Genomic DNA, 22,861 nt, shown 5'->3' on the forward strand with positions numbered 1-22,861 from the left:
GCCCAGAGCTGAGCTTATGATATTGCTGAACTTTTCTCGGTAAACCAAACTCAGCGACGACCCGATCAATCAAGGGAGAACCATGGATTCAGAAATTGAAGCTCAAATTCGTGAGTGTGAAGCGCGACTTTACGCCGCTATGGCAGCCTCCAATGTCTCTGAATTAGACGCCCTCATTGCCGATGATCTGCTTTTTGCTGGACCTACCGGTGAACTGGCAACTAAAGCTATGGACCTGGAACTGCACCGCACTGGCGGTACCCAGTTTCACGAGTTTGTACCTAAAGAGCTAGAAATGCGTGTTTGGAGCGAACACTTTGTTCTTGCATCGGCCAAAGTTTTCTTGAGCGGTACATATTTAGGAAATGCCTTTGCTGGTGACTACCGCTATATGAGAGTTTGGCGCAAAGGAGAAAGCGGCTGGCAAATCGCTGGTGGCAGCGTTAGCGCGGTGGTTTGAAGTTCTATACTTTCTCCTCGACTTTGCACAGTGGCAATGTTTGAGCCCTTGGGAGCCAACAGTGGTGCTATCTAGGGCATTGCTAGATGCGATCGCCTCAACGTTACTAACTAGCGGGCTGTGGGCGCTTGCTCATCAGTAGCCCCAAGCGCTTTAGACTTGCACTACGATCGCACCATCACCCCACCGAATCACCATGGTTCTTACAGTCAGCCCAGAGCGTATTCAACTGCCCCCCGGCAGCACCGTTACCCTGCATTACCAAACCTGGGATGACTACGAGACTCTGCTAGCCAGCCGTCGCGACGATGCCGCCATCAAAATTCGCTTCAACGCCCACACCCAACAGATCTCGCTTATGGCTCCCATGGCAGGCCACGGCAATCGCAGCCGCACTTTAGCTGACCTGGTAACAGCGCTCCTGCGGCATCAAAATCGAGATTGGCACGGCTTTGACCCCGTTACCCTCAAACGCCTGCGACAGGCCGGGGCTGAACCCGACGCCTGCTTTTATATCCAAAACTGGCAGGCAGTTTTAGGTAAAGATCGCATTGACCTCTCGACCGACCCTCCACCAGACTTAGCGATCGAAGTCGATCTCACCTCTGCGACTGAGTTAGAGGTGTATCAAATGCTGGCAGTGCCAGAGGTGTGGATTTATCGCCAGGGACAGCTAAATCTTTATGTCTTAATCGAGTCGGGCTATGACGATAGCACCACCAGCCTTGCCTTCCCCACCGTAGACGTAAAAGCTCTGCTGCCCCAGTATGTTGAGCGAGCCTGGGCAACGGGGTCTAGCGTCGCCCTGCGGGAGTTCGAGCAGTATCTTCAGGCCCATAGCTAGGGCTAGAGCTTGTTGCTAAAAGGGACCGGGTGCCTGGGGTCGTAGCCCAAAACTTGAGCTTGACCCTGTAGGCACCCGGTCCCTTAGGGAGAGGTCTCTAGTTCAGCGCTTCGAGGTAGTCGCGGACGCGGTTGCGGCGCTTGGGCTGGCGCAGCTTTTGCAGCGCCTTCGACTCAATCTGGCGCACCCGCTCACGGGAAAGCTCCAGGGCGCGGCCAATCTCGGCCAGCGAGTAAGGGGTGCCGTCGCCGAGGCCAAAGCGCATGTTGATCACGTCCTGCTCGCGGCTGGTGAGGTCGGCCATCAGCTGTTGCAGGTCGCGGCGCAGCGACTCGCGGATCAGCATGTCCTCGGGCGACATGCAGTCGGTTTCGAGCAGGTCGCCTAGCTCGGTGTCGCGGTCTTTGCCCACCTTGGTTTCAAGAGAAACAGCGCGGGGGACGCGCAGCAGCACTTCCCGCACCTGAGCGGCGGTCATGTCGAGTTCGCGGGCGATGTCTTCGATGGAGGGGGTGCGGCCTTTCTCCTGGGAGAGCTTGCGCTGGGCCTTTTTGATTTTGTTGAGCTTTTCGGTGATGTGGACGGGCAGGCGAATGGTGCGGCTCTGGGTGGCGATCGCCCGCGTAATGCCCTGGCGAATCCACCAGTAGGCGTAGGTGCTAAAGCGGTAGCCCTTGGTGGGGTCAAACTTTTCGACCGCTCGCTCCAGACCCAGGGTGCCTTCTTGAATCAGGTCGAGCAGCTCCAGGCCCCGATTTTGGTACTTTTTGGCCACCGATACTACCAGGCGCAGGTTGGCCTTGATCATGTGCTCTTTGGCGCGAATGCCCTCGGCAATGGCCTTTTCTAAATCGGGTACGGTGAGGTTGCTGAGCTCGGCCCAGGCCCGCTTACCGGCGGCCAGAGTGGGTTTGAGGTCGGCGATGGGCACCTCGGCCTCGGCGGCCCAGCGCTCTAGGGAGGGGCGGTAGCCCAGCTGCGACGAGAGGCGATCGCGGGTTTTTAGCAGGTTGCTGTAGATAGCTAAGATGCCGCCATTCGCGTCAGCCGCCTGGGTCAAGTCGTCTAGCAGCTGCATATAGCCCTGCACAGCCTGGGCCTCAGAGACTTCTTCGTGGCGCTCTAGCAGGCGTACCCGGCCAATTTCTTGCAGGTAGAGACGCACCAGGTCGGTGGTGCGCTTGCCTTTTAGCACGGCGGCGGCATCGGTTTCGAAGTCGCTGTCGTCAGCGTCGGCAGCAGAAAAGTCATGGAGCCGAAGGTCTGCCCCTTCATCCTCCTCTCCCAGGGTAGGGAGACCAAGCTCCTGATCGGGCAGGGCGGCGGCTTCATCTTTTTTGTAGTGGGGTGTTGCTACCATGACGCTCTCTAGTTACGTGTCTAAACGTGTGTCGATAGGCCATTTGCCAACCTGGGCCTAGTGTTCCCACCCGTCAGGACTTTAGAACAAGGGCTTGAGTTCCAGTGGCTGGGTGAGCTAACCTAGGTCAACCTCTAGTCCAACTGCCTGTAGGGCTAAACGACAACCTTGCTGCGCGTTCTTGGAGTTAAGGCCAGGCGTTGGGGAACGATTTAGGCGATCGGGGCTGAGGTAGGCGAAAGCGAACCGACACCATAATCTACGCTGCCATTGCCTGTAATTCCCGATAGAACGTTACACCTTGGCAAAAACCTCACATTGACGGCGAAGCGATGTATAGGATTAGGGCATTCGTTGCAATTAGGAGCAGACTTCGCTAATGGCTGATGGACTTCCCTGGACAGCTGATGCCCAGGCTAAGCTCAAAAACATTCCCTTTTTTGTTAGGGCTCAGGCCCGCAAGCGCATTGAAGATGTGGCTCGTGAGGCCGAGGCCGAGGCGGTGACGGCTGATCTGGTAGAGCGAGTGCGGCTGGAGTTTGGCCAGTAGCCTCGGCTTTGGCAAGCCATGCACCGTTTTTCCGATCGCGGTTCAGCTTGTACAGCCATACAGAAAAACAAATTGCCGTCGCGCCAGGGAGAATGCGCCTAAGCCTTTCTCAGCGCGAAACCTGGGGCGATGGTAGTCCTTTACGTGCCTACAGAAACCGGCATAGAAGGCGGGGAGCAAGTTGCAAGTCGTACTCATAACGAGTATGATTTAGAAGAGGCCGGGGCCATAGTGGTAGGATTTCAAGATTGGGCCCGCAGGCCGCATCACAGATTTGTTGGTTATCCACTCAATTGACAGAACAAAGAGAGGCCATATGGTTGCAACCGCTGAAAAAAACAAGACCAAGCGCGGGTTTTACCCCACTCGCATTGACATGTCGGCTGAGGTGCGATCGCAGGTGTGTGACGTACTGAACCAGACACTGGCCGCCACCCTCGATCTCAAAACCCAGACCAAGCAGGCGCACTGGAATGTGAAGGGCATGAACTTCTACCAGCTGCACGAGCTGTTTGACGAGCTGGCGGGCGAATTGGAAGGGTTTGTCGATCTAGTGGCCGAGCGCGTTACCGCCCTGGGGGGTACCGCCATGGGCACGGCCCGCATGGCCGCTGCCGAGTCGATTTTGCCTGAGTACCCCATCGATGCAGTGGAAGGCCCTGAGCACGTAACCGCTCTGGCTGAGCGCTTTGCCGCCTACGGTAAGCACGTGCGCGAAGCCATCGACACCACCGATGATCTGGGCGATGCCGACACCGCCGATCTCTATACCGAGATCTCTCGCACCATTGACATGCGTCTGTGGTTCTTAGAGGCACACCTGGTGCAGAAGTCTGATCGGGGCTAGTAGTTGCGCTGGGGGGTTAACCCCAAACCGGGGCCGGGAAGACAGACAGGGTCTTCCCGGCCCTTCTGTTTAAGCTGGTTGTTAAAGCCAGAAAGCAGGCGGCACCTTGTCTTTGTAATCTCTGTGGCCAGACTCGGTTTTGAGCCGCTACCATAACGCTTCAGTAGCTCTTGCGCGCACTATGGCTAACCCGGCTTCTCAACTGTCTGGCTCTGACGCGGTGGATAGCGCCCTAGAAAACACGATGGAGGACGCGATCGCGTCAGCTACTCTGGCAAATGCTCTAGCAGATCAGGCCCACAGCCACGGGCACCACCATCATCATGGGGATCCTCATCTTGGGCACGGCCACACCCACGGGGCTGTGGATCCTGAGATTGCGGCCTCGGAGCGGGGGCTGTGGGCGGTGAAGTGGTCGTTTGTAGGGCTGCTGATCACGGCGATCGCGCAAGCTGTGGTGTTTGCCCTCTCGGGCAGCGTGGCGCTGATGGCCGACCTGATTCACAACGTGGGCGATGCCATGACCTCGGTGCCCCTGGGGGTGGCGTTTGTGCTGGCCCGCACCCGGTCTTCGCCCCGCTTTGCCTACGGCTATGGCCGCGCCGAAGATTTGGCCGGGGTGGCGATCGTAGGGGTAATTTTTTTGAGCGCGCTGATTACCGGGTACGAGTCGATCGAGCGGCTGCGCCACCCTCAACCCCTGGACCATTTGGTGGCCCTGGCGGCGGCGGCAGTGATTGGCTTTGTTGGCAATGAGGTGGTGGCCCTGTTTCGCTTACGGGTAGGGCGCGAGATCAATAGCGCGGCTCTGGTGGCCGATGGGCTGCACGCCCGTGCTGATGGGCTGGTCAGCCTGGCGGTGCTGGTCAGTGCCCTGGGAGTCGGGCTGGGCTATACCTGGGCCGACCCCGTGATGGGACTGGTGATTACCCTGGTGCTGCTGCGGGTGGTCTGGCAATCGACCCAGACGGTGTTTACCCGACTGTTGGATGGGGTCGAGCCAGAGGTGCGCGATCGCCTGCGCCACGAAGTAGAGCACGGGGTAGGGGCAGCCGCTACCGTTCAGCAGGTGAAGGGGCGGTGGCTGGGGCACCGGCTGCACGGGGAGGTGACGTTGGCCGTAGAGGCCAGTCTCTCGGTGGCGGCGGGGGAGGCGATCGCCTCCCACCTCAGAGAGCACTTGCACCAGCGGTTGCCCTACCTGGCTGAGGTCACCATTCAGGTGCAGCCTCGGTCGCCCATCGCTTTGGACTAACGACAGCCCTTGATATGTCATGGTTATTCTGACTTTGGGCAACTTCTGAAAAACTTTCTCTGGTGGGCAGTACCCACCCTACGGTGGCTGATTTATTTTGAACTTTGCATTTTGAATTCCGCGCAGCGGTACTACCCGCCGAGCTGGTGGCAGCGCGAGAGCCGCAGCATCATAGCATCGAGCCGAGCCAGGTCGCCAAAGCAGCCTCCCTGGCCAGTCAAGAAGCCACCCATCTGGAGAGATTCAAGGCGCGGTATTTTCCAGTACCAGAGCGCGGGCAGATGGCCTTTGGGGGCGTCGAGGTCAAACTCTAGCCAGTTATAAAACCGCAGAAACCCTATAGGCCGCAGCGCAACCAGCATCAGCCAGCCCACGTCTTCAAAAAACGGGTGGGGGGTAGACCAGTTGTTTAAATTGGGGTCAAAATCTACGGTTTCTAGCAGATCGGCGTAGATCTGGAGCTGGGCCGAAAAGCCAAAGTGCCCACCGCTGGCCATCTGCCAGCGATCGTCGATGGCCTGGAGCAGTTGGCAGGGCAGGGCCGCTACCGCCTCGGTGGTGAGGTAAGGGCGCTGGCGAGAGCTGACTCCCTGTAGACGCATGGCATTTTGGCTGTAGGCTACAGCGTCTAACAGTAGATCAGCCGTCAGGCGATCGGCCTCTTCCCAGTCTTCTTCGTTGAGCAGCAGGCTGAGTTCGCTGAGGCTTTCTTCTAAATCGCTGGGGGTGGCGCTAGCGAGCACGGGCAGGCCCTCCGGTTAGGCAAGTTGGGTGGGTAACGCTGTATCGAGGGCGGGAACGGCTACGGCCTCCAGGGGCATACCGTCATTGAGGTGTTGCATAATAGCGGCCATAACCTCAGGGTTAATTTTGTAGCGATCGCTCAAACTGGGGCAGCACCAGCGCCAGGTGGGCAGGTGGCCTGGGGGAGCCTCAAGGCTGAAGTTGAGGTCATGGTAGGGCTTGTAGCCTCGAAAAAAAAACGACGGAGCCTCGCGCCAGCCCAGCGCCTGCTCAAAGGCTACCCACCGCTGGCGATCGTCCGCCTGAATTTGCTGCTGGGCTCGGTAAACCTGCTGCTGGGCTTTAAACCCAAAGCGCCCCTTGCTGTAGCGGTTCCAAAGGCCGTCGATGGTGGCTAAGTCAACGGCTGGCAGCCGCTCCACCGTAGCAGCAGTCACGGGCTGCATATCGAGGTTAAGCGCCTTCAGAATAACGACTTCAGTTTCCATGTCGGCCTCGTGCCAGGCCTGCTGGTGTAGCAGATCGCGCAGGCGATTGTAGTCAACTCCGGCGGCAGACGCTACGCCGCCGTACAGCTCATCGCGCACCTCTGTCTCAAGCTGCACGGCCTGATCGGCAGAGATATCCCACAGTCGCCGAGCCTGGTCGAGGCGACCCTGATCGAACTCCGAGGGGTAGAGGCTGTTGGCCATGGTCTGGCGGCAAAGGGCTCGGTATTGGTTCAGGCGTGCCTGAACCTGTTGAACCTGCTTTTGGCGCTCTGCTTCGGCCTTGGCCTCGGCAGACAGGCGGCTATTTTCAGCAGTTTTAGCCGTAGTTTGCTCGGTTTTAAGCGTGATGTCGTCGTGGTAGCGCTGCCGGTGCGTTTGGTAGATAGCCTCTGCTTCGAGAATAGACATGCCCAAATTTTCAGCTAGCTCTTGCAGCACAGGCCAAATGTCTTTGGGGGCAAAGGGCGGGCCCTCGTCCATGGCGCGCAGGCGGCTAAACTCGGCGGCGGTCATGTCTTCAAAGTGGCGGTGCTTGTCGGCTTTGGTTGGGTAAGGGCTGGCCGCTCTGGCATTGAGCACTTCGGCCTCCTCTGCCGTAATGCCCAGGCGCTGGCGCAGCAGGTTGAGGTTGTCGAGTTCGGTGGGCGACAGCTCGCCCTGGGTGCGGCTGTAGGTTTCGGCCTCGGCCAGGTAGTCGCGCTCGGGCGCAAACAGCAGCCCGCTTTGAGCTGCCGCCATAAAACCTATCAAATCGTCGGCTTGATAGGTTTGAATTTGCAGCGCCAGCTCTGAGATCCGAAATCGAAAGCAGGTCTCGATCGGGTTGTAGAAGAGGCGATCGCGCAGCCGCCGCAAAATCGGCCCCAGCAGGTCTGAATGAGCCGCAAACGTAACCCCCACTCGAACCTCAGCCACATCTCTGATTTCTGAGACGGGTTCAAAGCGGGTTTGGCTCATGCCGTCGAGATCGCGCAGATCTTCAATCAGGTAGTGAACCTCAGTGGCCACATCGTCGCTCTTGAGCTGAGGATCTGTAAACTTGATTGAAAATTCAACATCCTGCGCCAAGCTACCACCTCACAGACGCACCCAAGACCGGGTTTTAGCCAAAGCATCTCTTCGCAACTTTATAGTAAGCCAGATAGCAAATACAGCTCATCTAAAACGCGCTTTTCCAGGGCATCGATCTCTGGCGGGCTGAGCTGGTAGAACTCTCGAGCCTGGATCAGACGACCCCGGTTAAACTCTGCCCCCGAGAGCCGAGCCATCATAGCCTGACGAAATTGGTCTACATCGGGTGCAAGGCTCAGCGGTACCACCGCATCCATTACTAAGGACTCAAAGGCTTGGCTATAGCGCTCCAGACGCTGCCGCTGCTCCCGGTATCGCTGGCGCTCGGCTTCGGCCTCGGCCTCCCGCTGCTGTCGCTCTTGCTCAGCTTCCTGGCGCAGGGCGCTGAGGCGCTCGGCCTTCAGAAACTGAGCATCAGCCTCGGGCAGGCTCATGGTGTCGGCCTTGGCCTGCATCACCTGCCAAAACTCGCTATCGAGGTCGCTCTCCTGCTTGCAGACCAGCAGCTCTCGACGAAAGTGCTGGTACTTGTCGCCCAGAGTTTTAAACGGCCCCATTGCCCTGGTGTTGAGGTCGTTGGTCTCTTCGCTGACAAGCCCCATACGGTGGCGTAGCAGCAGCAAGTTGGCCTTGGCAGCGGGAGTTAGTTCGCCAAAGGTATTGACGTAGCTTTCAGCTTTAGTGAGATAAAGCTCCTGGGGCGGCAGCAGCGCTTCGCCTAAGGGCAGCAGCTGAGCCAGGGTTTTGGCCCGGTTGGTTGCAAGGGTAATAGTGTAGGCCGATGATTTTTTGCCGTCTGCTGGATCGATTTGTTGCGCGATCGCCTGAGCAGACGGAATGTTGACTTCAAAGCTATATTGCTCAGCGGTGCGATCGAGCCAGTTGCCCACACATCTAAGCACCACTCTCAATTTATCTAACGGTGCCTCAAACCTCAGTCCTACATACAGCTCAGGCACAGCACCATTGGCGGGAGCTATGCCTAAACCAGGAGCACGGCGCTGGCTACGAGAGATAAATGCAAAGGTTGTGTGCTCTAAGTGGCTTAACCGAGTGATATCGCTGGCCAGAGCTTGAATATCGGCATGGATGCCCCTTGGATTTGGCTCGCTCTCTAAAGATGTAATCGAAAGCCGGAAACGATTAGCTGAGTCAAAATCGTGAACCATTTTTGCTGAGTCACTGGTGCTGACAACCGTTGGCTCAGTATATCAGTGCTATTTGAATTGGGGCTCCACAGTTGTAAACCTGGTCTTTAATAGGGGCAGCTTGGAGAGCGTTAAGGGTGAAGCATGCCGATAATCTTTCTTTCCTACCGTCGCCGCGATAGTCAAACCATTACCCGAAAAATTCATGAACATCTGGAAGAAACCTACGGCAAAGACGCTGTTTTTCTAGATGAAAAAAGTATTCCCAAGGGTGAAGACATTCGCCAATACATTAGAGACAGCCTTAGCCAATGCGCCGTTGTGCTGCCAGTAATTGCGGCGGAATGGTTGAAGAGTATTACGGCCTCTGGCTTAAGCGGCGGCGACTGGAACAAGCCTATCGACTGGGTCAGAATAGAGCTGGAGGAAGCTTTAGCCTGTCATAATGTCCGCGTTGTGCCGCTGCTGATAGATGGCGTAGTAATGCCCAGGGAAGATATGCTGCCCGATGGCCTCAAAGAGCTGCCTCATCGCAATGGACTATGCATTAGCTCCAAGGCGTTTCATGAAGATAAACAGCGGCTGGTGCGCGAGCTAGATCGCCTCATTGAAGGCAGCTCTTTGGAGTTGCCCAAGACCCTGACAAGCCCTTCGGACGATGAGCTGCTGCGGCAGGAACAGTACCGTCATGAGGTGCGCTACTGCCTAGAAAGCAATAATGGCCAAATCGATGCTATTGGCCAGATCTACTTGGAAGCTCTACGACAGCACTTGCAACTGACTCGCCAGACTACTAAACACATTCGAGAAATGGCCCAGCAGCCCTATCACCGCTACACGACGGCGGTCAGGCACCTGGTTAGTCACCATGCCAGCAGCTTAGCGTCTGCTTCTCGCAATAGTGATCACGCCCCAGTGCTGACCCTCGATAGACGAGCCATCAGCCATTTGCGGCGGCTGCATCACAATCTAAATTTGCCCCGCTGGAAGGCGCTCAAAATCGAGCATCAGATCCTCAAAGAATGGGAAGAGCAATCCGGGAATTTGCCCAACCAGTCTGCATAGTTTTTGGAGTGAGCTGGGCAAACACCGTAAAGCCCTTGGCTTGGCTGCGCCTATGCCCCTACCCAGGCTGTCTGTGCAAAACCGGGGTGACGCGATTCGGGTTTTGCAGAGGAGCACTCTCAAAACAAAGCCCCAGAGCTTTGGCTCTGAGGCTTTGCACAGATTAAATGAAGGCTGAAACGTTTATTTAAAGCCGACGGAAGCTTGCCATACGAAGGCCAGCAGCAGGAAAAATACGGGGATGATGGGCAGCACGTCTACCAGGGGGTCGAACAGGGAATAGGCTTCGGGCAGCTTGGCCAGCAGCATTGCGACTTCCATTGAATAATTATCCTCTCGTTACACAGCCGGGACAGGTAATTCTTCAGATGCCAGTAAAGCTAAGCCCTTGAGCGCCCTGGCTGGAATCTGAGAATTGGTAAATTTTCTTCGCATTTTATCACGGGTGGGGGGCGTCGATCGCGGTCGCGGTCGAGTTTGGCTCTAGCCAGTGGGCAAAGTCTTGGGCAAAGCGATCGCCCACAATGGCCTCCCGGATCCGCTGGGTAAAGCGCACCAGCTCGGTGATGTTGTGAATCGAGATCAGGGTAAAGGCCAGCATCTCTTTGGCGTGGATCAGGTGGCAGAGGTAGGCGCGGGTGAAGTGCTGGCAGGTGTAGCAGGGGCAGGTGGCGTCGAGGGGGGTGTAGTCGCGGCGAAAGCGCTGGTTTTTCAGGTTCCAGCGATCGCCATCGACCAGGGCCGCACCGTGGCGGGCCAGCCGGGTGGGAATGACGCAGTCGAACAGGTCTACCCCCGCCGCGATCGCCTGGGCCATTTCCTTATAGGTGCCTACCCCCATCAGGTAGCGGGGTTTGTGCTCGGGCAGGCAGGGGGCGGTGGCTTTGACGATGGTTTCGATCAGCTCTGGCGGCTCGCCCACGCTGACGCCGCCGATCGCGTAGCCGGGCAGATCTAGCGTGGCTAGCTGCTGGGCCGCCTCGGTGCGCAGGTCGGGGTAGACGCCGCCCTGCACAATGCCAAACAGCGCTTGATCCGGGCGTTTGTGGGCCTCTACACAGCGCTGGAGCCAGCGCCAGGTGCGATCGGTAGACGCTTTAATGGTCTCGCGACTGCAGGGGTAGGGGGGGCACTCGTCAAAGGCCATGATCACATCGGCCCCCAGATCGTTCTGAATTTGAATTGAGGTTTCGGGGCGGATATTGATGATGCGGCCATCCTTGGGCGACTTGAAGGTGACGCCGTCTTCGGTGATGGTGCGCATCTGGCTGAGGCTAAACACCTGAAAGCCACCCGAGTCGGTCAACATAGGGCCATCCCAACCCATGAAGCGGTGCAGGCCGCCCGCCTCGGCCACGATGTCTTCACCCGGCTGTAGGTGCAGGTGGTAGGTGTTAGAGAGCACCATCTGCGCCCCGGTGGTGGCGAGCTGAGCCGGGGTGACGGTTTTGACGTTGGCCAGGGTGCCCACGGGCATAAACCGGGGCGTGTGGACGGGGCCGTGGGGGGTGGTGAAGGTGCCCGCCCGCGCCTGGGTGTGGCTACAGCGGGCATCGCAGCGAAAGGAAAAAGCCTGGGTCAAGGTCGGGCGCTCCGGGGAGCAAAAGGGCAAAGCGGCATTTATCGTAGCATTTGGCGGCGCGGCAGGTGTTGTGCAGCTTTGCTACCCTGAGTCTAGCGATTTTCTTTTATAAAGCAGGCACTTAGCCCATGGCCACGGCTTTAGACAAACGTTCTAATACAGATGCGGGCATCTTGGTGGCCCGCTTTAAGGCCCTGTCTGACCCGCTGCGGCTAGAGGTGATTGAGCTATTGCGATCGCAGGAAATGTGCGTGTGCGATCTGTGCGATCGCATGGTCATTGCCCAATCCAAGCTCTCCTTTCATCTCAAAACCCTGCGCGAGGCGGGGCTGATCTCCGCCCGGCAGGATGGCCGCTGGATCTACTACAGCCTCAACCCGGCCGAGTTTGGCGAGCTAGAAGACTACCTCAGCACCCTGCGCCAGCTTAGCCCCCAGCGCCCCGCCAGCCCCTGTGCGCCCGATCGGGACTGATCAAACCCCTGCCTCAGTGGGACAGTCGAGACGGCTATCCCACAACTCAGGGAACCATCCCCTTTAGATTGGGAGTTTTGCTTAAGTTCACTAAACGCTGACATTGGCTGCCAGCCCCGCAGAATCCGGTCGGATTGCCGCCAGCGAAGCAAACGGATCTTGCGAATACCCCTTAAAATGATTTGGATTTTTCATAAGCACCCCTGCAGCCTATGCCCCGCCGTGATGACATTCAAAAGATCTTGCTGATCGGCTCTGGCCCGATTGTGATTGGTCAGGCCTGCGAGTTCGACTACTCTGGCACCCAGGCCTGCAAAGCGCTGCGGGAAGAGGGCTACGAGGTGGTGCTAATCAACTCCAACCCGGCCACCATCATGACCGACCCGGAGACCGCCAACCGCACCTATATCGAGCCGCTGACCCCCGAAATTGTGGAGCGGGTGATCGAGCGGGAGCGCCCCGATGTGATGCTGCCCACCATGGGCGGCCAAACGGCGCTGAACTTGGCGGTAGCCCTGTCAAAGAATGGGGCGCTGGAGCGCCACGGCGTCGAGCTGATTGGGGCCAAGCTGGAAGCGATCGAGATGGCGGAAGATCGCAAGCTATTTAAAGAGGCGATGGCGCGCATCAATGTGCCAGTGTGCCCCTCGGGCCTGGCCGAAACTATGGACGAGGCGCGGCAGATCGCGCAGCAGATTGGCACTTTTCCGCTGATTATTCGACCTGCCTACACCATGGGCGGTACCGGCGGCGGCATCGCCTACAACCAGGAGGAGTTTGAAACCATCTCGCGATCGGGGCTCGACGCCAGCCCAGTGTCGCAAATTCTAGTCGAGCAGTCGCTGCTGGGCTGGAAGGAATACGAGCTGGAGGTGATGCGCGACCTGGCCGACAACGTGGTGATCATCTGCTCGATCGAAAACCTCGACCCGATGGGCGTACACACAGGCGACTCGATCACCGTGGCCCCGGCCCAGACCCTCACCGACAAAGAGTACCAGCGCCTGCGCGATGCCTCAATCAAGATCATCCGCGAGATTGGCGTGGAGACGGGCGGCTCGAATATTCAGTTTGCAGTTAACCCCGACAACGGCGAGTTTATTGTCATTGAGATGAACCCCCGCGTGTCGCGCAGCTCGGCGTTGGCCTCGAAGGCGACCGGCTTCCCGATCGCCAAGTTTGCGGCCAAGCTGGCAGTGGGCTACACCCTCAACGAAATTTCCAACGACATCACTAAGAAAACCCCGGCCAGCTTTGAGCCCACCATCGACTACGTGGTGACCAAAATTCCTCGCTTTGCCTTTGAGAAATTCCCTGGCACCCCCGCTACCCTGACCACCCAGATGAAGTCGGTGGGCGAGGCCATGGCGATCGGGCGCACGTTTCAGGAGTCGTTTCAAAAGGCGCTGCGATCGCTCGAAACGGGCCGGGCGGGCTGGGGCTGCGATGGCTCCGAAAAGCTGCCCAGCCTCAACGAAATTCGCCCCAAGCTGCGCACCCCCAACCCCGATCGCATCTTCGACCTGCGCCACGCCATGCAGTTGGGCCTCACCGTCAACGATATCTACGACCTCACCGCCATCGACCCCTGGTTTCTCAACCAGCTCTCCGGCCTGTTGCAGACCGAAAAGTTTCTCAAGCGCACCAAGCTGACGGAGCTGAGCTATGAGCAGATGCGGGCGGTCAAGCGGCAGGGCTTTAGCGATCGCCAGATCGCCTACGCCACCGGTACTCACGAAGACGCCGTGCGCGACTATCGCAAGGGCCTGGGCGTCATTCCCGTCTACAAAACCGTGGATACCTGCGCCGCCGAGTTTGAGGCCTTTACCCCCTACTACTATTCCACCTACGAAGACGAAACCGAGGTGCTGCCCAGCGATCGCCCCAAGGTGATGATCTTGGGCGGCGGCCCCAACCGCATTGGCCAGGGCATTGAGTTTGACTACTGCTGCTGCCACGCCTCGTTTGCCCTGCGCGACGACGGCTACGAGACGATCATGGTCAACTCCAACCCCGAGACAGTCTCGACCGATTACGACACCAGCGATCGCCTCTACTTTGAGCCCCTGACCAAAGAAGACGTGCTCAACATCATCGAAGCCGAAAACCCCGTCGGCGTGATCATCCAGTTCGGCGGCCAAACCCCGCTCAAGCTGGCTGTTCCCCTTCAGCAATACCTCGCCTCCCTCCCCGCCGCCGACCCATCCACCCATCCACCCGTCCACCCACTCACCCAAATCTGGGGCACCTCGCCCGACTCCATCGACACCGCCGAAGACCGGGAGCGCTTTGAGGCCATTCTGCGCGAGCTGGATATCAAGCAGCCCCCCAACGGTATGGCCCGCAGCTACAACGATGCCCTCAAGGTGGCCCAGCAGATCGACTACCCCGTGGTGGTGCGCCCCAGCTACGTGCTGGGCGGTCGCGCTATGGAAATCGTCTACTCCGACGCCGACCTGGAGCGCTACATGACCTACGCGGTGCTGGTCGAACCCGACCACCCGATTTTAATCGACAAGTTTTTAGAGAATGCGATCGAGGTGGATGTGGATGCGATCGCTGACCACACCGGCCAGGTGGTCATCGGCGGCATTATGGAACACATCGAGCAGGCGGGCATTCACTCGGGCGACTCGGCCTGCTCGCTGCCCACCATCACCCTCCCCCCCGCCGCCCTCGCCACCATTCGCGACTGGACCATGAAGCTGGCCAAGCGCCTCAATGTGATTGGCCTGATGAACATTCAGTTTGCCGTCAAGGGCGAGCAGGTTTACATCATTGAGGCCAACCCCCGCGCCTCGCGCACGGTGCCCTTTGTGTCGAAGGCGATCGGTCACCCGCTGGCCAAACTGGCGGTGCGGGTGATGTCGGGCAAAACCCTGGCCGAACTGGGCTTTACCGAAGAGGTCATCCCCAACCACATTGCGGTTAAAGAGGCCGTGCTGCCCTTCGACAAGTTTGCCGGTACCGACGCCCTGCTCGGCCCCGAAATGCGCTCCACCGGAGAGGTTATGGGCATCGACGCCGACTTTGGTAAAGCCTTCGCCAAAGCGGTGCTGGGGGCCAACCAAAAGCTGCCGCTCAAAGGCACCGTGTTCATCTCCATGAACGATCGCGACAAGGCCGCCGTCATCCCCGTCGCCAAAGACTTTGCCAACATGGGCTTTAAGGTGATTGCCACCTCCGGCACCCGCGCCGCCCTGATGGATGAAGGACTCACCGTCGATCTCATTCTCAAAGTTCACGAAGGCCGCCCCAACGTCGAAGACGCGATCAAAAACAACGACATTCAGCTAATCATCAACACTCCAGCGGGCAGTACCGCCCAGGAGGACGATCGCTCGATTCGCCGCACGGCCCTGGCCTACAAGGTGCCGATCATTACCACTATCGCCGGGGCCAAAGCCACCGCCTCTGCCATCCACTCCTTGCAACAGCACCCCCTCCAAGTGAAGTCACTCCAAGAGTATGTGGGGATGTAAGTTGACGATGCAACAGACTCGGCTGTGGGGGAGTCTATAATGCGGAGCCAGCATAAATGATGGTAGTCCTCTGTATTTATTAGCTGATGGCTAATGCCTTTATCTCGCTCAAACGACTGCTCTACGATGATTCAGCTTGGCGTGTTGAAATTAGTGCTAGCAATGGCTATTTTTCTGGGGTTCAAGACTTCTACACTTATCCAGAGAATCTAGATGCTCTTGGAGCCGATTTTTACAAGTTTCCGCAAAGCATACAAGATGAGGTGCGGTTTGAGTTAGGTGATCGAACTGGCAAATGGGCTTACTTCGTGCTTGTTCGGGCATTTCTGTTTGACTCGGTTGGTCATGCTGCCATTGAATTTGCTGTTGATAACAATGCAATGTCAATTGATCATGCCCAAACAAGTTTCTTTATTCGTACTGAAGTTGCTGCCATTAATAACCTTGGACAGCAACTTCGAGCATGGGTCGTTGCACCTGATAAACCGCTAATTTGGTCGCCTCACACTACCTAGCCCTTCATTACACGGGACTGTTTAGGGCAATCGGCTAGAATCGAGAGGCTACATGTACGAAAACCCACAGAGTAGAATAGGTTAATTGTGGTGCCATCAACGTACAGTGTATCTCCCTCAAGACGCGGTCATTGCAAAAGAGAAGCTAACCCAGTACCTACTTGTCTTACTGCCCAAAGACGACAAGTCTAAGTTTCTCGCTCAAGCCGGGTACAACTTAACCAATTGGCAGCAACTTGAACAAGACATTCGTAATCAAGTCTTATCTCAGCCAGCAGAGTTTCTTGAAACAACCCGTCACGGTCAGAAATACTGTATACGAACTAAACTTCGAGGCGTTAATGGTATTGAGTTGAGCATTCTAACTATTTGGATGGTGGCAAACGGAACGACTAAATTTGTGACCTTAGTACCAGATAAAGGAGAAAGCTAATGGCAAAGACATTTCCTTTATTTTCTCAAGTTGCTCTGGCCAAAGACCTACCAGAGTATCACCTTAAAAGAGGCGATATTGCCACTATAGTAGAGCATTATCCTAGCCAGGAAGGTAAAGAGGATGGCTATAGTTTAGAAGGCTTTGATGTGCCCAACGTAACTGTTGAGGTAGACGCCTCGCAAATTATCTCCCTCAGTCAACTACGGCAGGAAGAGGAAATTCTAGCCAAGTTGCGTCAACTTTCTCAGTCAAGACTGATGCATCTTCAAGACTATATAGATTTTCTTGTGCAAAAAGAAAAGGCGGATCAAAAAGGTGCTTAAGAAGCTGCGAAGTATCGCTAGACGTTACCTAGAACGACAGTTCGGCGCTTCTCTAACTATTCATTTTCACACTTTTTGCCAAAGCCCCAGAATTTTTGAAAAACTCTGGGGCTTTGGTTATTCAGCTATTTAGCCTGTTGTCACCCCTCGCCTGCGGGTCATGACGCTGAGGTATTCGCCGTTGCGGCCTGTGGGTATGGGGTCTGACCAGGCGATTTTGTCGCAGTAGCGTAGCGCCGCCATTTGGTTAATCGCCTCCATCAGCGCGGCATAGTCGCCGAGCAAAATGTGGCGCAGGGTTTCTTGGCGGTAGGTGGGTAGGGTAAACGGTGCAGGGGCCATGCCCTCTGCGTCAGATGGTTGAAACATACGGGTAACTCCGTTTTCGGTAAAGAAAACGGGGAACTATCCAGATCCCTCGTTTCGGCAATGCGAGAGACCGGACTTAGAATGAATCCAGTCATCTCAGCTTACCTGGGTTAAGTTGGGATGATTAGGGTAGGAGAGGAGTTCGCAGCTCCGCTCTTACCCGCCTAGAATCATTCCCCGCAGCATTAACCTACTAAACCTGCGCTAAAAGTTCAACCGTACTGACAGTTTTGTGTTCAAGCTCGCCTTCTCAACCTACTTTGCTGGTGCGGATGACAACAGGGCATAGGCTGAGCCACCTTGGGTTAGTCCATGCCGCCTATTGATAATGCATAGCTCTGAGAACCGTGGTTCTGGCTCACCCTTTGCCCACGCCGCTAGTACTGTGGGACAGCTTTTCAGCCGCCGCGATCGCCGTCGTTGGGTCTTTGCCATTTGGGGTCTGTTAACCGCTTTAGGCTGGCTGTGGTATTTGCCCTTTGCTTCGGGCCGTGGGATTGGGTTTCACGGGCTGGCCTGGGCCTACAGCCAGCTGTTTGCGATCGCGCTGCTGCTGCTGCTGGTCGGGATAGTGGCGATCGCCCTGGGGAGCATAGCCCTGGGCGTGCTGCTGCTCATGGGTCTCAAACCAGCCTGGCGACGCAGCGCCCGGCGAGGCATCCAAAAGCTGCTGGTGCTGCTGGCAGTTGGGGTGCTGCTGCCCTTGCCCCTGCTGCCAACGCTAGCTGTAGGGTATGCTCCCCAGGCCAGGCAGGTTGTCTCGCCCTGGCGCACGACCTACCGAACCGTCTATGTGGCTTTTCCTCTAGATGACAACTACGGCGACCTCATGCTTTTGCAATGCCGCTGGCTGTGTCATCAGGTCTATCGCAGCTCGACCGACATTATTTCTGCAGGCGCGGCAGGTTTGGCGTTTAATGCCGAAACCAACCAGGTGGGGCTTCAGCTACAGGGGCAGTGGGTTTACGTGCGATCGCCCAACAGCGAGCCTTGTACCCTGTCGTTAGGCCTAACAGCCAACGAGAGGGAGTGCCGGTTTATCCCAAATAGTTGAGGGCTATGTAGCAGAAGCCTGACGTCATTGCCTGGGCAGGTGGCGTATTTATCTAAACCAGCTGCACACCTGGTAGCGTCCCAATCCCGAACTGTTCAACCGCTGGCTCATGGGCCTAGCTATTGAGCCAATGCCATAGAACCAGCGTTACGTTTCTATATGTAGAGCCGTAACGCAAACCAGGTTTGCCATTTCTTGGCACCTTACAATGAGGCATACCTTACCGGCTTACCCCTATGTCTGTAGAAACTGTTGGCAGCCCGCCCCCCGAGGCCGATCAAGTGCGCTCTGTACTCCAAGAGCAGCTGCCAGAAATTATTGCCAGCTTTAACCAGGTGCTGCGCGACCAGTACGGCATTGCGGGCGTTAGCGTAGGCGGCTTTACCGTAGTGCCCGAGAGTGCGGTAGCGTCTAAAGTCACCTGCGATCAGGACGGTTGCTCGATCGATTAGGCGATCGCACTCTTGCGCTATGCCCTCTGCCCCCAACGGCAACCTGTTTCAGCTGCCCAGTCCACGGCCTGCGGTGGAGGTGTTTACGGCCCTGGTTGAGACATCCCATCTGAAAATTGAGCGCATTATCTCAACTGGGCAAACGACAGCCCCCGGCACATGGTACGACCAAAGCCAGGCCGAGTGGGTCATTTTGCTGCAGGGCAGCGCCACTCTCACCTACGAGGATGGCGCTGCTTTATCTATGCAGCCAGGCGATTACGTGCTGATACCAGCCCACGTTCGCCATCGGGTTGACTATACCAGCAGCGAGCCGCCCTGCATCTGGCTAGCGGTACATGGCGAGTTAATGCCCCCGCCCAGCTGACCTTAACTCAGCTCGACCGCCGACTCGCGTAGTCTCTGCGGCTGCGCTTTCTGAAATGTGACTCAACTCAACGCAATGGACGCAACACGGTAGCCGTTCTATAGAGGTTGCTGGGCCGTTGCATCTGGTTAGGATCGGAGAAGACGACTTGCCTCAGGAGATGCCCGTGGATATTGATAGAGCAATGGTCAGCCCAGGGAGCGTATTTGCGACCCCAGCTGAGGTGGGCAACAGCCCAGAGCTCACCCCAGAGCAAAAGGTTGAAATTCTCCGCCGCTGGGAGTACGACGCCCGAGAGCTTCAGGTCGCTGCCGAAGAGAACATGGCTGGCGGTGAATCAGTGCCCCTGGAGGATATACTGGCGGCGCTGCATCAGCTGGGGGCCAGTGGCGGGCCCTCGATTCCGACCAAGCAGTAGAGGGCCGTAGAGGTTAGAAACGCCCTGGAGAACCGCAGTTTCAGTTTTTGTAACCATCCTGACTCCACCCGTCCCTTCCCGTAGGTTAAGGGCATAGGTCTGGAAGGAGTACGAGGATGAGACGCCCGTTTAACGTTTGGTTACCTTTAGGCGCGATCGCCCTTAGCGGGGCCTTACCCATCGCCCTCGTACCCGACAGACTTCAGGCGGCGGAGCTGACTGTTCCCGAGCTGTCTGCGGTGCCGCCAATTGTGCAGCGCCAGCAGTACAACCGCGATCGCCAGGTGATTGAGCGCACCCAGGCTATGGTCTACGACCCGATCGCTCGCCAGCTGGCCGAGTCGTTCGATCTCAACGTGCTCAACGTCACCTGGGAAGATACTGGGCGCTTCTACGGGTCGGCGGTGGGGCCAAACATCAGCGATATGACCATTCAGGTGCAGCAGCGAGACCCCGATACCGGCGATTATCAGCTCCACCTGATGCCCGTCATTCGCCACCCCAACTTTGCAGACCTCAGCGCCGACATTCCCCTAGAGAATTTTTTGGTGTTGGTGGGCAACGAGCGAGGCGCAGATCTGCGCCGGGTGCCCCTCAACGAGCTGCTGGGCGACCTGCGCCGCTACCTGCACACCCCTGAGTCGTGGGCCGGGCGGCGGCAGTCGCTGCTGGCCTCTCGCGATAGCCACGTTTTGGTTAGCGCCCAGGCCTGCTTTTTGCCCATTCCGCAGTCGGGCCTGGCGACGTTTAACCCGGTATTGTTTAACTACCAGTCGCGCCCTGGCGACCCGGCGGTGCTGACCATTCTGGCCACCCGCGAAGGCACCAGCGTGACTGTGATCGACAACCAGCGCGACGGGTTTGAGGCGGGGCAAACCTGGGGTCAGCGTCTGTTTTTTAACAAAAATGGTGAACGGGCCAGCTTTACGGGCCAGCGGCTGAGCGATTTTCAAACCCAGCCGGGGGATCCTGACAGCTCGCGCCCGGTTGGCGAGGTGGTCGAAGCCGACGAGGGCCTGAATATGGTGCTGCTGATTCAGGTGCCGCTCAAGCAGCAGACCCCCATGCGGCAGTCCTTTGACGGCATTGCGCCCCTGGCGGCGGCTCCTGCGATGGAAAGCAGTCGCGCCCCCAGCGATGTCGAAGCAGCCGTGATTGGCCACGGCGCAGTGGAGGGGCCATTTACCGAAATCGACAATCTCGCCATCGAGCGCGACCCCGACTACCCGATTCGGGTCACGGTGCAGTTCTACAAAGCCACCAGCAACGGCGTGGTCTCAGAAGCCGATATGGCCGAGATTCGTCAGCAAATCGATCGCGTCTATGCCGATGCCGACTACGTGGGCAGCCTGGTGGTAGATGGCCCCAGCGATGGTCAAGGACCGGCCAGAGGCCAACGCCCCACCGAGCACGACGGCCCCAAAGTTGAGCCCCCCGACTGGTGGCAGCGCTTCTGGTGGTTCCAGCGCGGCGGTGATGACGGTTAATCAGAGGCATTGCAGTGGTGCAACGCCCTAACGCTCAATCGTGAAGTCATCAAAATGAGCTGACCCGGCATAGGGTTCGGTCTTGACCTGGGTAACTCGGGCAGCGGCAGGCCCCTGGTTAGCCCAGTGCAGCAGGGAATTGAGCTGGTCGCTGTTGCCCACGGCCACAATTTCAACGGTGCCATTGGGCTGGTTGCGCACAAAACCCTTCACTCCAAGCTGTTGAGCGATCTGATGGGTGTGGTAGCGAAATCCAACCCCCTGAACGACGCCATGCACTATCGCTCGAATCTGTTCCATGGTTGTCCTCTGTGATTGGGTGGATGGGTGGATGGGTAGGCGGGTGGGGGAGGTGAGGAGCAAAGCACGGTGCAGCTTACTCGGGAGCATAGGTGGCTTGCACAAAGCGATCGCGCCCAGCCAGATCAAGCCAGATTTGAATATCGCGGTAGTCGCCCTGCGCCTCCAGCATTGCCTTGACCGCTTCGCCCTGGCCCGCCATGGTTTCGACCAGCCACAGCCCGCCCGTCACCAGGTATTTGGGGGACTGGGTTGCGAGCAAACGCAGAGCGGTGAGGCCGTCATCACCCCCATCCAGAGCGGTGGCGGGTTCGTGGTTGACCACCTCTGGATCGAGGGTGGGCAGTAGCGCCGAGGGAATGTAGGGCGGGTTGGAGACCACGGCACTGAGCTGGCCCCGGTAGGCAGCCAGCGGCTCGAACCAGGAGCCGTGGTAGAAGGTAATGCGCTGGTTTAATCCGGTGGTAGCGGCGTTTTGCTGAGCGATCGCGAGGGCTTCAGCGCTCAAGTCGACGGCTAGAATGCTGGCGGCAGAGAAGGTTTGGGCCAGCCCCAGGGCGATCGCGCCGCTGCCCGTGCCCATATCGGCCCAGATGCCCTCTGCTAGCTGATCCCCAATCGAGCTATTGGCGATCGCCGCCGCTGCCAGATCGATCATCAATTCGGTTTCAGGTCGGGGGATCAGTACCGCTGGGGAGACGGACAGGGTGAGGTCGCGCCAGGGGGTTTCACCGACTAAGTACTGTACGGGTACTCGCTGGGTGAGCCGCTGCTGCCAGCGTCGATCTAGCTCGGCTAGGGGGTAGCGTAGGTGAATGTGCGATCGCTCCTGCACTGTGCCTAGTTTCAGGGATAGTCCGTCGATATCGGCAACCGCCATCAGCAGCCAGTCTACTTCCCGCGCCTCGACGCCTGCGGCCTGGGCGGCTTGGCGGGCGCTTTCGCGCCAGGCCCAGAGGTCATGGCCGGTGACTGAGCGATCGTCTGTCATAGATCTAATTGCCTGGTGGAGGCATGGACCGTGATGTGCGGAGATTGGGAAGTTAAAGCCAGATTTGCGGCTGGGGGCTTTTCGATCGCCCCCAGACCCCCTCGACCAGGGCCGTGCCGCCGCCCTGGACCCAACGGAAAGGAGTGGTTGATCATCGGTTTAAACCTATGTTCTGCAAACGAATCAGTAGGCAGCAAAGACCCCTCATCTCCCCATCTCCTCATCCCCAACCTTCAAAAAGCTGCTCCCCATCTACACCTTTCTCACCTTCCTCATCTCCTCACCTTCCCCATCTCCTCACCTTCCCCATCTCCTCACCTTCCCCATCTCCTCACCTTTCCCACCTACCCATCCACTCGTCTACCCATCCACCCCTAATGCCTCCACCGCGCCTTCACGCCCCGCGCATCGATATGCACCAGGGCGGGGAACCGGCTGTAGCGGCCCAAACCACCGGGCCACCAGGGGTCGAGGGCCCAGTAGACCTGGTTGCCGGTGAGGCCGACGCAGTAAAAGTCGATCGCGTCGCCGACGATGTGGCGGCTCTGGGAGGCTCCGCCGACGCGGCGGTTGATTTCGGCTGGGCGGTACCAGCTGGTGATCAGGAAGGGGCGACCAATGCGATCGCGGGCCTGTTGGGCCAGGGCCGCAATCCGCACGATGGCGTCGACGGTAGCCTGGTTGGAGGGCATGCGGGCACCGCCGCGGGTGGCCTCGGCCCAGGTAAAGTTGCCGTTGGGGATGATGCTGGCGTCGAGCTGAAGGTTGGTGGGGGTC

The 22,861-nt window shown here is 57.9% G+C and carries 26 protein-coding genes; 16 read left to right on the forward strand and 10 right to left on the reverse strand.

Features of this window, described 5'->3' with window-relative positions:
- Nucleotides 1-82: 82 nt before the first annotated feature.
- Nucleotides 83-460, forward strand: coding sequence for a nuclear transport factor 2 family protein (locus ACQ4N7_RS07920; RefSeq protein ID WP_430711071.1), 378 nt, complete (start codon nt 83-85; stop codon nt 458-460).
- A 196-nt stretch (nt 461-656) separates the two neighbouring features.
- Nucleotides 657-1,304: a Uma2 family endonuclease gene (locus ACQ4N7_RS07925; RefSeq protein ID WP_430711072.1), complete on the forward strand. Its 648-nt coding sequence runs from the start codon at nt 657-659 to the stop codon at nt 1,302-1,304.
- Between the two features lie 97 nt (nt 1,305-1,401).
- Here ACQ4N7_RS07925 and sigC read toward each other — a convergent pair whose 3' ends face one another.
- Nucleotides 1,402-2,664, reverse strand: coding sequence for an RNA polymerase sigma factor SigC (gene sigC, locus ACQ4N7_RS07930; protein ID WP_430711073.1), 1,263 nt, complete (start codon nt 2,662-2,664; stop codon nt 1,402-1,404).
- A 379-nt stretch (nt 2,665-3,043) separates the two neighbouring features.
- On the opposite strand from sigC, the gene ACQ4N7_RS07935 reads away from it, so the two are divergent.
- The 3 genes from ACQ4N7_RS07935 to ACQ4N7_RS07945 all read left to right on the forward strand — a co-directional run bounded on the left by ACQ4N7_RS07935 (nt 3,044) and on the right by ACQ4N7_RS07945 (nt 5,316).
- Entirely contained in the window at nt 3,044-3,214 is a 171-nt protein-coding gene (locus ACQ4N7_RS07935) for a PCP reductase family protein (RefSeq protein ID WP_194057801.1), read from the forward strand.
- A 316-nt stretch (nt 3,215-3,530) separates the two neighbouring features.
- Nucleotides 3,531-4,061: a DNA starvation/stationary phase protection protein Dps gene (gene dps, locus ACQ4N7_RS07940; RefSeq protein WP_430711074.1), complete on the forward strand. Its 531-nt coding sequence runs from the start codon at nt 3,531-3,533 to the stop codon at nt 4,059-4,061.
- A gap of 181 nt (nt 4,062-4,242) precedes the next feature.
- On the forward strand, nt 4,243-5,316 hold the full coding sequence (locus ACQ4N7_RS07945) for a cation diffusion facilitator family transporter (RefSeq protein ID WP_430711075.1): 1,074 nt from the start codon (nt 4,243-4,245) through the stop codon (nt 5,314-5,316).
- Between the two features lie 131 nt (nt 5,317-5,447).
- On the opposite strand, the gene ACQ4N7_RS07950 is transcribed toward ACQ4N7_RS07945, so the two are convergent.
- Genes ACQ4N7_RS07950 through ACQ4N7_RS07960 form a run of 3 tightly spaced genes read right to left on the reverse strand, consistent with a single transcriptional unit; the run spans nt 5,448 to nt 8,527 of the window.
- Nucleotides 5,448-6,059 (reverse strand): GUN4 domain-containing protein, encoded by a 612-nt coding sequence (locus ACQ4N7_RS07950; protein ID WP_430711076.1) that lies wholly within the window; start codon nt 6,057-6,059, stop codon nt 5,448-5,450.
- Between the two features lie 15 nt (nt 6,060-6,074).
- On the reverse strand, nt 6,075-7,619 hold the full coding sequence (locus ACQ4N7_RS07955) for a GUN4 domain-containing protein (RefSeq protein ID WP_430711077.1): 1,545 nt from the start codon (nt 7,617-7,619) through the stop codon (nt 6,075-6,077).
- Between the two features lie 59 nt (nt 7,620-7,678).
- Complete coding sequence (locus ACQ4N7_RS07960; RefSeq protein ID WP_430711078.1) at nt 7,679-8,527, reverse strand: hypothetical protein; 849 nt, start codon at nt 8,525-8,527, stop codon at nt 7,679-7,681.
- A 387-nt stretch (nt 8,528-8,914) separates the two neighbouring features.
- On the opposite strand from ACQ4N7_RS07960, the gene ACQ4N7_RS07965 reads away from it, so the two are divergent.
- Entirely contained in the window at nt 8,915-9,835 is a 921-nt protein-coding gene (locus ACQ4N7_RS07965) for a toll/interleukin-1 receptor domain-containing protein (protein ID WP_430711079.1), read from the forward strand.
- A gap of 183 nt (nt 9,836-10,018) precedes the next feature.
- Here ACQ4N7_RS07965 and ACQ4N7_RS07970 read toward each other — a convergent pair whose 3' ends face one another.
- Nucleotides 10,019-10,156: a photosystem II reaction center protein K gene (locus ACQ4N7_RS07970; protein WP_017299971.1), complete on the reverse strand. Its 138-nt coding sequence runs from the start codon at nt 10,154-10,156 to the stop codon at nt 10,019-10,021.
- A gap of 118 nt (nt 10,157-10,274) precedes the next feature.
- Nucleotides 10,275-11,417 (reverse strand): tRNA guanosine(34) transglycosylase Tgt, encoded by a 1,143-nt coding sequence (gene tgt / locus ACQ4N7_RS07975; RefSeq protein WP_430711080.1) that lies wholly within the window; start codon nt 11,415-11,417, stop codon nt 10,275-10,277.
- 128 nt (nt 11,418-11,545) lie between these two features.
- Here tgt and ACQ4N7_RS07980 point away from each other — a divergent pair, with 128 nt between their 5' ends.
- From ACQ4N7_RS07980 to ACQ4N7_RS08000, 5 genes are all read left to right on the forward strand, one after another.
- A complete protein-coding gene (locus ACQ4N7_RS07980; RefSeq protein ID WP_430711081.1) occupies nt 11,546-11,890 on the forward strand; it encodes an ArsR/SmtB family transcription factor in 345 nt (114 codons plus the stop codon).
- A 212-nt stretch (nt 11,891-12,102) separates the two neighbouring features.
- Nucleotides 12,103-15,372, forward strand: a complete 3,270-nt coding sequence (gene carB / locus ACQ4N7_RS07985; protein ID WP_430711082.1) for a carbamoyl-phosphate synthase large subunit — start codon at nt 12,103-12,105, stop codon at nt 15,370-15,372.
- An 86-nt stretch (nt 15,373-15,458) separates the two neighbouring features.
- The gene (locus ACQ4N7_RS07990) at nt 15,459-15,887 is read left to right on the forward strand and encodes a hypothetical protein (RefSeq protein WP_430711083.1); all 429 of its coding nucleotides are present in this window, start codon (nt 15,459-15,461) and stop codon (nt 15,885-15,887) included.
- 106 nt (nt 15,888-15,993) lie between these two features.
- Nucleotides 15,994-16,320, forward strand: coding sequence for a DUF6883 domain-containing protein (locus ACQ4N7_RS07995; RefSeq protein WP_430711084.1), 327 nt, complete (start codon nt 15,994-15,996; stop codon nt 16,318-16,320).
- Nucleotides 16,320-16,646 carry a DUF4926 domain-containing protein gene (locus ACQ4N7_RS08000; protein ID WP_430711085.1) on the forward strand — a complete coding sequence of 109 codons (327 nt, stop codon included), beginning with the start codon at nt 16,320-16,322 and terminating at the stop codon, nt 16,644-16,646. The genes ACQ4N7_RS07995 and ACQ4N7_RS08000 overlap by 1 nt, the downstream gene beginning before the upstream one ends.
- Before the next feature lie 129 nt (nt 16,647-16,775).
- On the opposite strand, the gene ACQ4N7_RS08005 is transcribed toward ACQ4N7_RS08000, so the two are convergent.
- Complete coding sequence (locus ACQ4N7_RS08005) at nt 16,776-17,015, reverse strand: hypothetical protein (protein WP_430711086.1); 240 nt, start codon at nt 17,013-17,015, stop codon at nt 16,776-16,778.
- Between the two features lie 385 nt (nt 17,016-17,400).
- Between ACQ4N7_RS08005 and ACQ4N7_RS08010 the strand changes: the two genes are divergently transcribed.
- From ACQ4N7_RS08010 to ACQ4N7_RS08030, 5 genes are all read left to right on the forward strand, one after another.
- Nucleotides 17,401-18,069, forward strand: coding sequence for a hypothetical protein (locus ACQ4N7_RS08010; RefSeq protein ID WP_430711087.1), 669 nt, complete (start codon nt 17,401-17,403; stop codon nt 18,067-18,069).
- A 236-nt stretch (nt 18,070-18,305) separates the two neighbouring features.
- A complete protein-coding gene (locus ACQ4N7_RS08015; protein WP_430711088.1) occupies nt 18,306-18,521 on the forward strand; it encodes a hypothetical protein in 216 nt (71 codons plus the stop codon).
- A 19-nt stretch (nt 18,522-18,540) separates the two neighbouring features.
- Nucleotides 18,541-18,888, forward strand: a complete 348-nt coding sequence (locus tag ACQ4N7_RS08020) for a cupin domain-containing protein (RefSeq protein ID WP_430711089.1) — start codon at nt 18,541-18,543, stop codon at nt 18,886-18,888.
- 166 nt (nt 18,889-19,054) lie between these two features.
- Nucleotides 19,055-19,306 carry a hypothetical protein gene (locus tag ACQ4N7_RS08025; protein ID WP_430711090.1) on the forward strand — a complete coding sequence of 84 codons (252 nt, stop codon included), beginning with the start codon at nt 19,055-19,057 and terminating at the stop codon, nt 19,304-19,306.
- A 116-nt stretch (nt 19,307-19,422) separates the two neighbouring features.
- Nucleotides 19,423-20,793 carry a hypothetical protein gene (locus ACQ4N7_RS08030; RefSeq protein ID WP_430711091.1) on the forward strand — a complete coding sequence of 457 codons (1,371 nt, stop codon included), beginning with the start codon at nt 19,423-19,425 and terminating at the stop codon, nt 20,791-20,793.
- Between the two features lie 27 nt (nt 20,794-20,820).
- Here the strand turns inward: ACQ4N7_RS08030 and ACQ4N7_RS08035 are convergent, their stop codons facing one another.
- The 3 genes from ACQ4N7_RS08035 to ACQ4N7_RS08045 all read right to left on the reverse strand — a co-directional run.
- The gene (locus ACQ4N7_RS08035) at nt 20,821-21,093 is read right to left on the reverse strand and encodes an acylphosphatase (protein WP_430711092.1); all 273 of its coding nucleotides are present in this window, start codon (nt 21,091-21,093) and stop codon (nt 20,821-20,823) included.
- Nucleotides 21,094-21,169: 76 nt separating this feature from the next.
- Complete coding sequence (gene prmC / locus ACQ4N7_RS08040) at nt 21,170-22,084, reverse strand: peptide chain release factor N(5)-glutamine methyltransferase (RefSeq protein WP_430711093.1); 915 nt, start codon at nt 22,082-22,084, stop codon at nt 21,170-21,172.
- Nucleotides 22,085-22,458: 374 nt separating this feature from the next.
- Nucleotides 22,459-22,861 (reverse strand): D-Ala-D-Ala carboxypeptidase family metallohydrolase (locus ACQ4N7_RS08045; RefSeq protein ID WP_430711094.1); only part of this gene is annotated, 403 nt, incomplete at its 5' end.

Source organism: Nodosilinea sp. AN01ver1 (assembly GCF_050565655.1).
Classification (GTDB): Bacteria; Cyanobacteriota; Cyanobacteriia; order Phormidesmidales; family Phormidesmidaceae; genus Nodosilinea.

Bases quoted from the DNA above. Each gene is read 5' to 3' on its own strand.
- ACQ4N7_RS07920 (WP_430711071.1), top strand. From the start codon at position 83: ATGGATTCAGAAATTGAAGCTCAAATTCGTGAGTGTGAAGCGCGACTT.
- ACQ4N7_RS07925 (WP_430711072.1), top strand. From the start codon at position 657: ATGGTTCTTACAGTCAGCCCAGAGCGTATTCAACTGCCCCCCGGCAGC.
- sigC (WP_430711073.1), bottom strand. From the start codon at position 2,664: ATGGTAGCAACACCCCACTACAAAAAAGATGAAGCCGCCGCCCTGCCC.
- ACQ4N7_RS07935 (WP_194057801.1), top strand. From the start codon at position 3,044: ATGGCTGATGGACTTCCCTGGACAGCTGATGCCCAGGCTAAGCTCAAA.
- dps (WP_430711074.1), top strand. From the start codon at position 3,531: ATGGTTGCAACCGCTGAAAAAAACAAGACCAAGCGCGGGTTTTACCCC.
- ACQ4N7_RS07945 (WP_430711075.1), top strand. From the start codon at position 4,243: ATGGCTAACCCGGCTTCTCAACTGTCTGGCTCTGACGCGGTGGATAGC.
- ACQ4N7_RS07965 (WP_430711079.1), top strand. From the start codon at position 8,915: ATGCCGATAATCTTTCTTTCCTACCGTCGCCGCGATAGTCAAACCATT.
- ACQ4N7_RS07970 (WP_017299971.1), bottom strand. From the start codon at position 10,156: ATGGAAGTCGCAATGCTGCTGGCCAAGCTGCCCGAAGCCTATTCCCTG.
- ACQ4N7_RS07980 (WP_430711081.1), top strand. From the start codon at position 11,546: ATGGCCACGGCTTTAGACAAACGTTCTAATACAGATGCGGGCATCTTG.
- carB (WP_430711082.1), top strand. From the start codon at position 12,103: ATGCCCCGCCGTGATGACATTCAAAAGATCTTGCTGATCGGCTCTGGC.
- ACQ4N7_RS07990 (WP_430711083.1), top strand. From the start codon at position 15,459: ATGGCTAATGCCTTTATCTCGCTCAAACGACTGCTCTACGATGATTCA.
- ACQ4N7_RS08000 (WP_430711085.1), top strand. From the start codon at position 16,320: ATGGCAAAGACATTTCCTTTATTTTCTCAAGTTGCTCTGGCCAAAGAC.
- ACQ4N7_RS08005 (WP_430711086.1), bottom strand. From the start codon at position 17,015: ATGTTTCAACCATCTGACGCAGAGGGCATGGCCCCTGCACCGTTTACC.
- ACQ4N7_RS08015 (WP_430711088.1), top strand. From the start codon at position 18,306: ATGTCTGTAGAAACTGTTGGCAGCCCGCCCCCCGAGGCCGATCAAGTG.
- ACQ4N7_RS08020 (WP_430711089.1), top strand. From the start codon at position 18,541: ATGCCCTCTGCCCCCAACGGCAACCTGTTTCAGCTGCCCAGTCCACGG.
- ACQ4N7_RS08030 (WP_430711091.1), top strand. From the start codon at position 19,423: ATGAGACGCCCGTTTAACGTTTGGTTACCTTTAGGCGCGATCGCCCTT.
- ACQ4N7_RS08035 (WP_430711092.1), bottom strand. From the start codon at position 21,093: ATGGAACAGATTCGAGCGATAGTGCATGGCGTCGTTCAGGGGGTTGGA.
- prmC (WP_430711093.1), bottom strand. From the start codon at position 22,084: ATGACAGACGATCGCTCAGTCACCGGCCATGACCTCTGGGCCTGGCGC.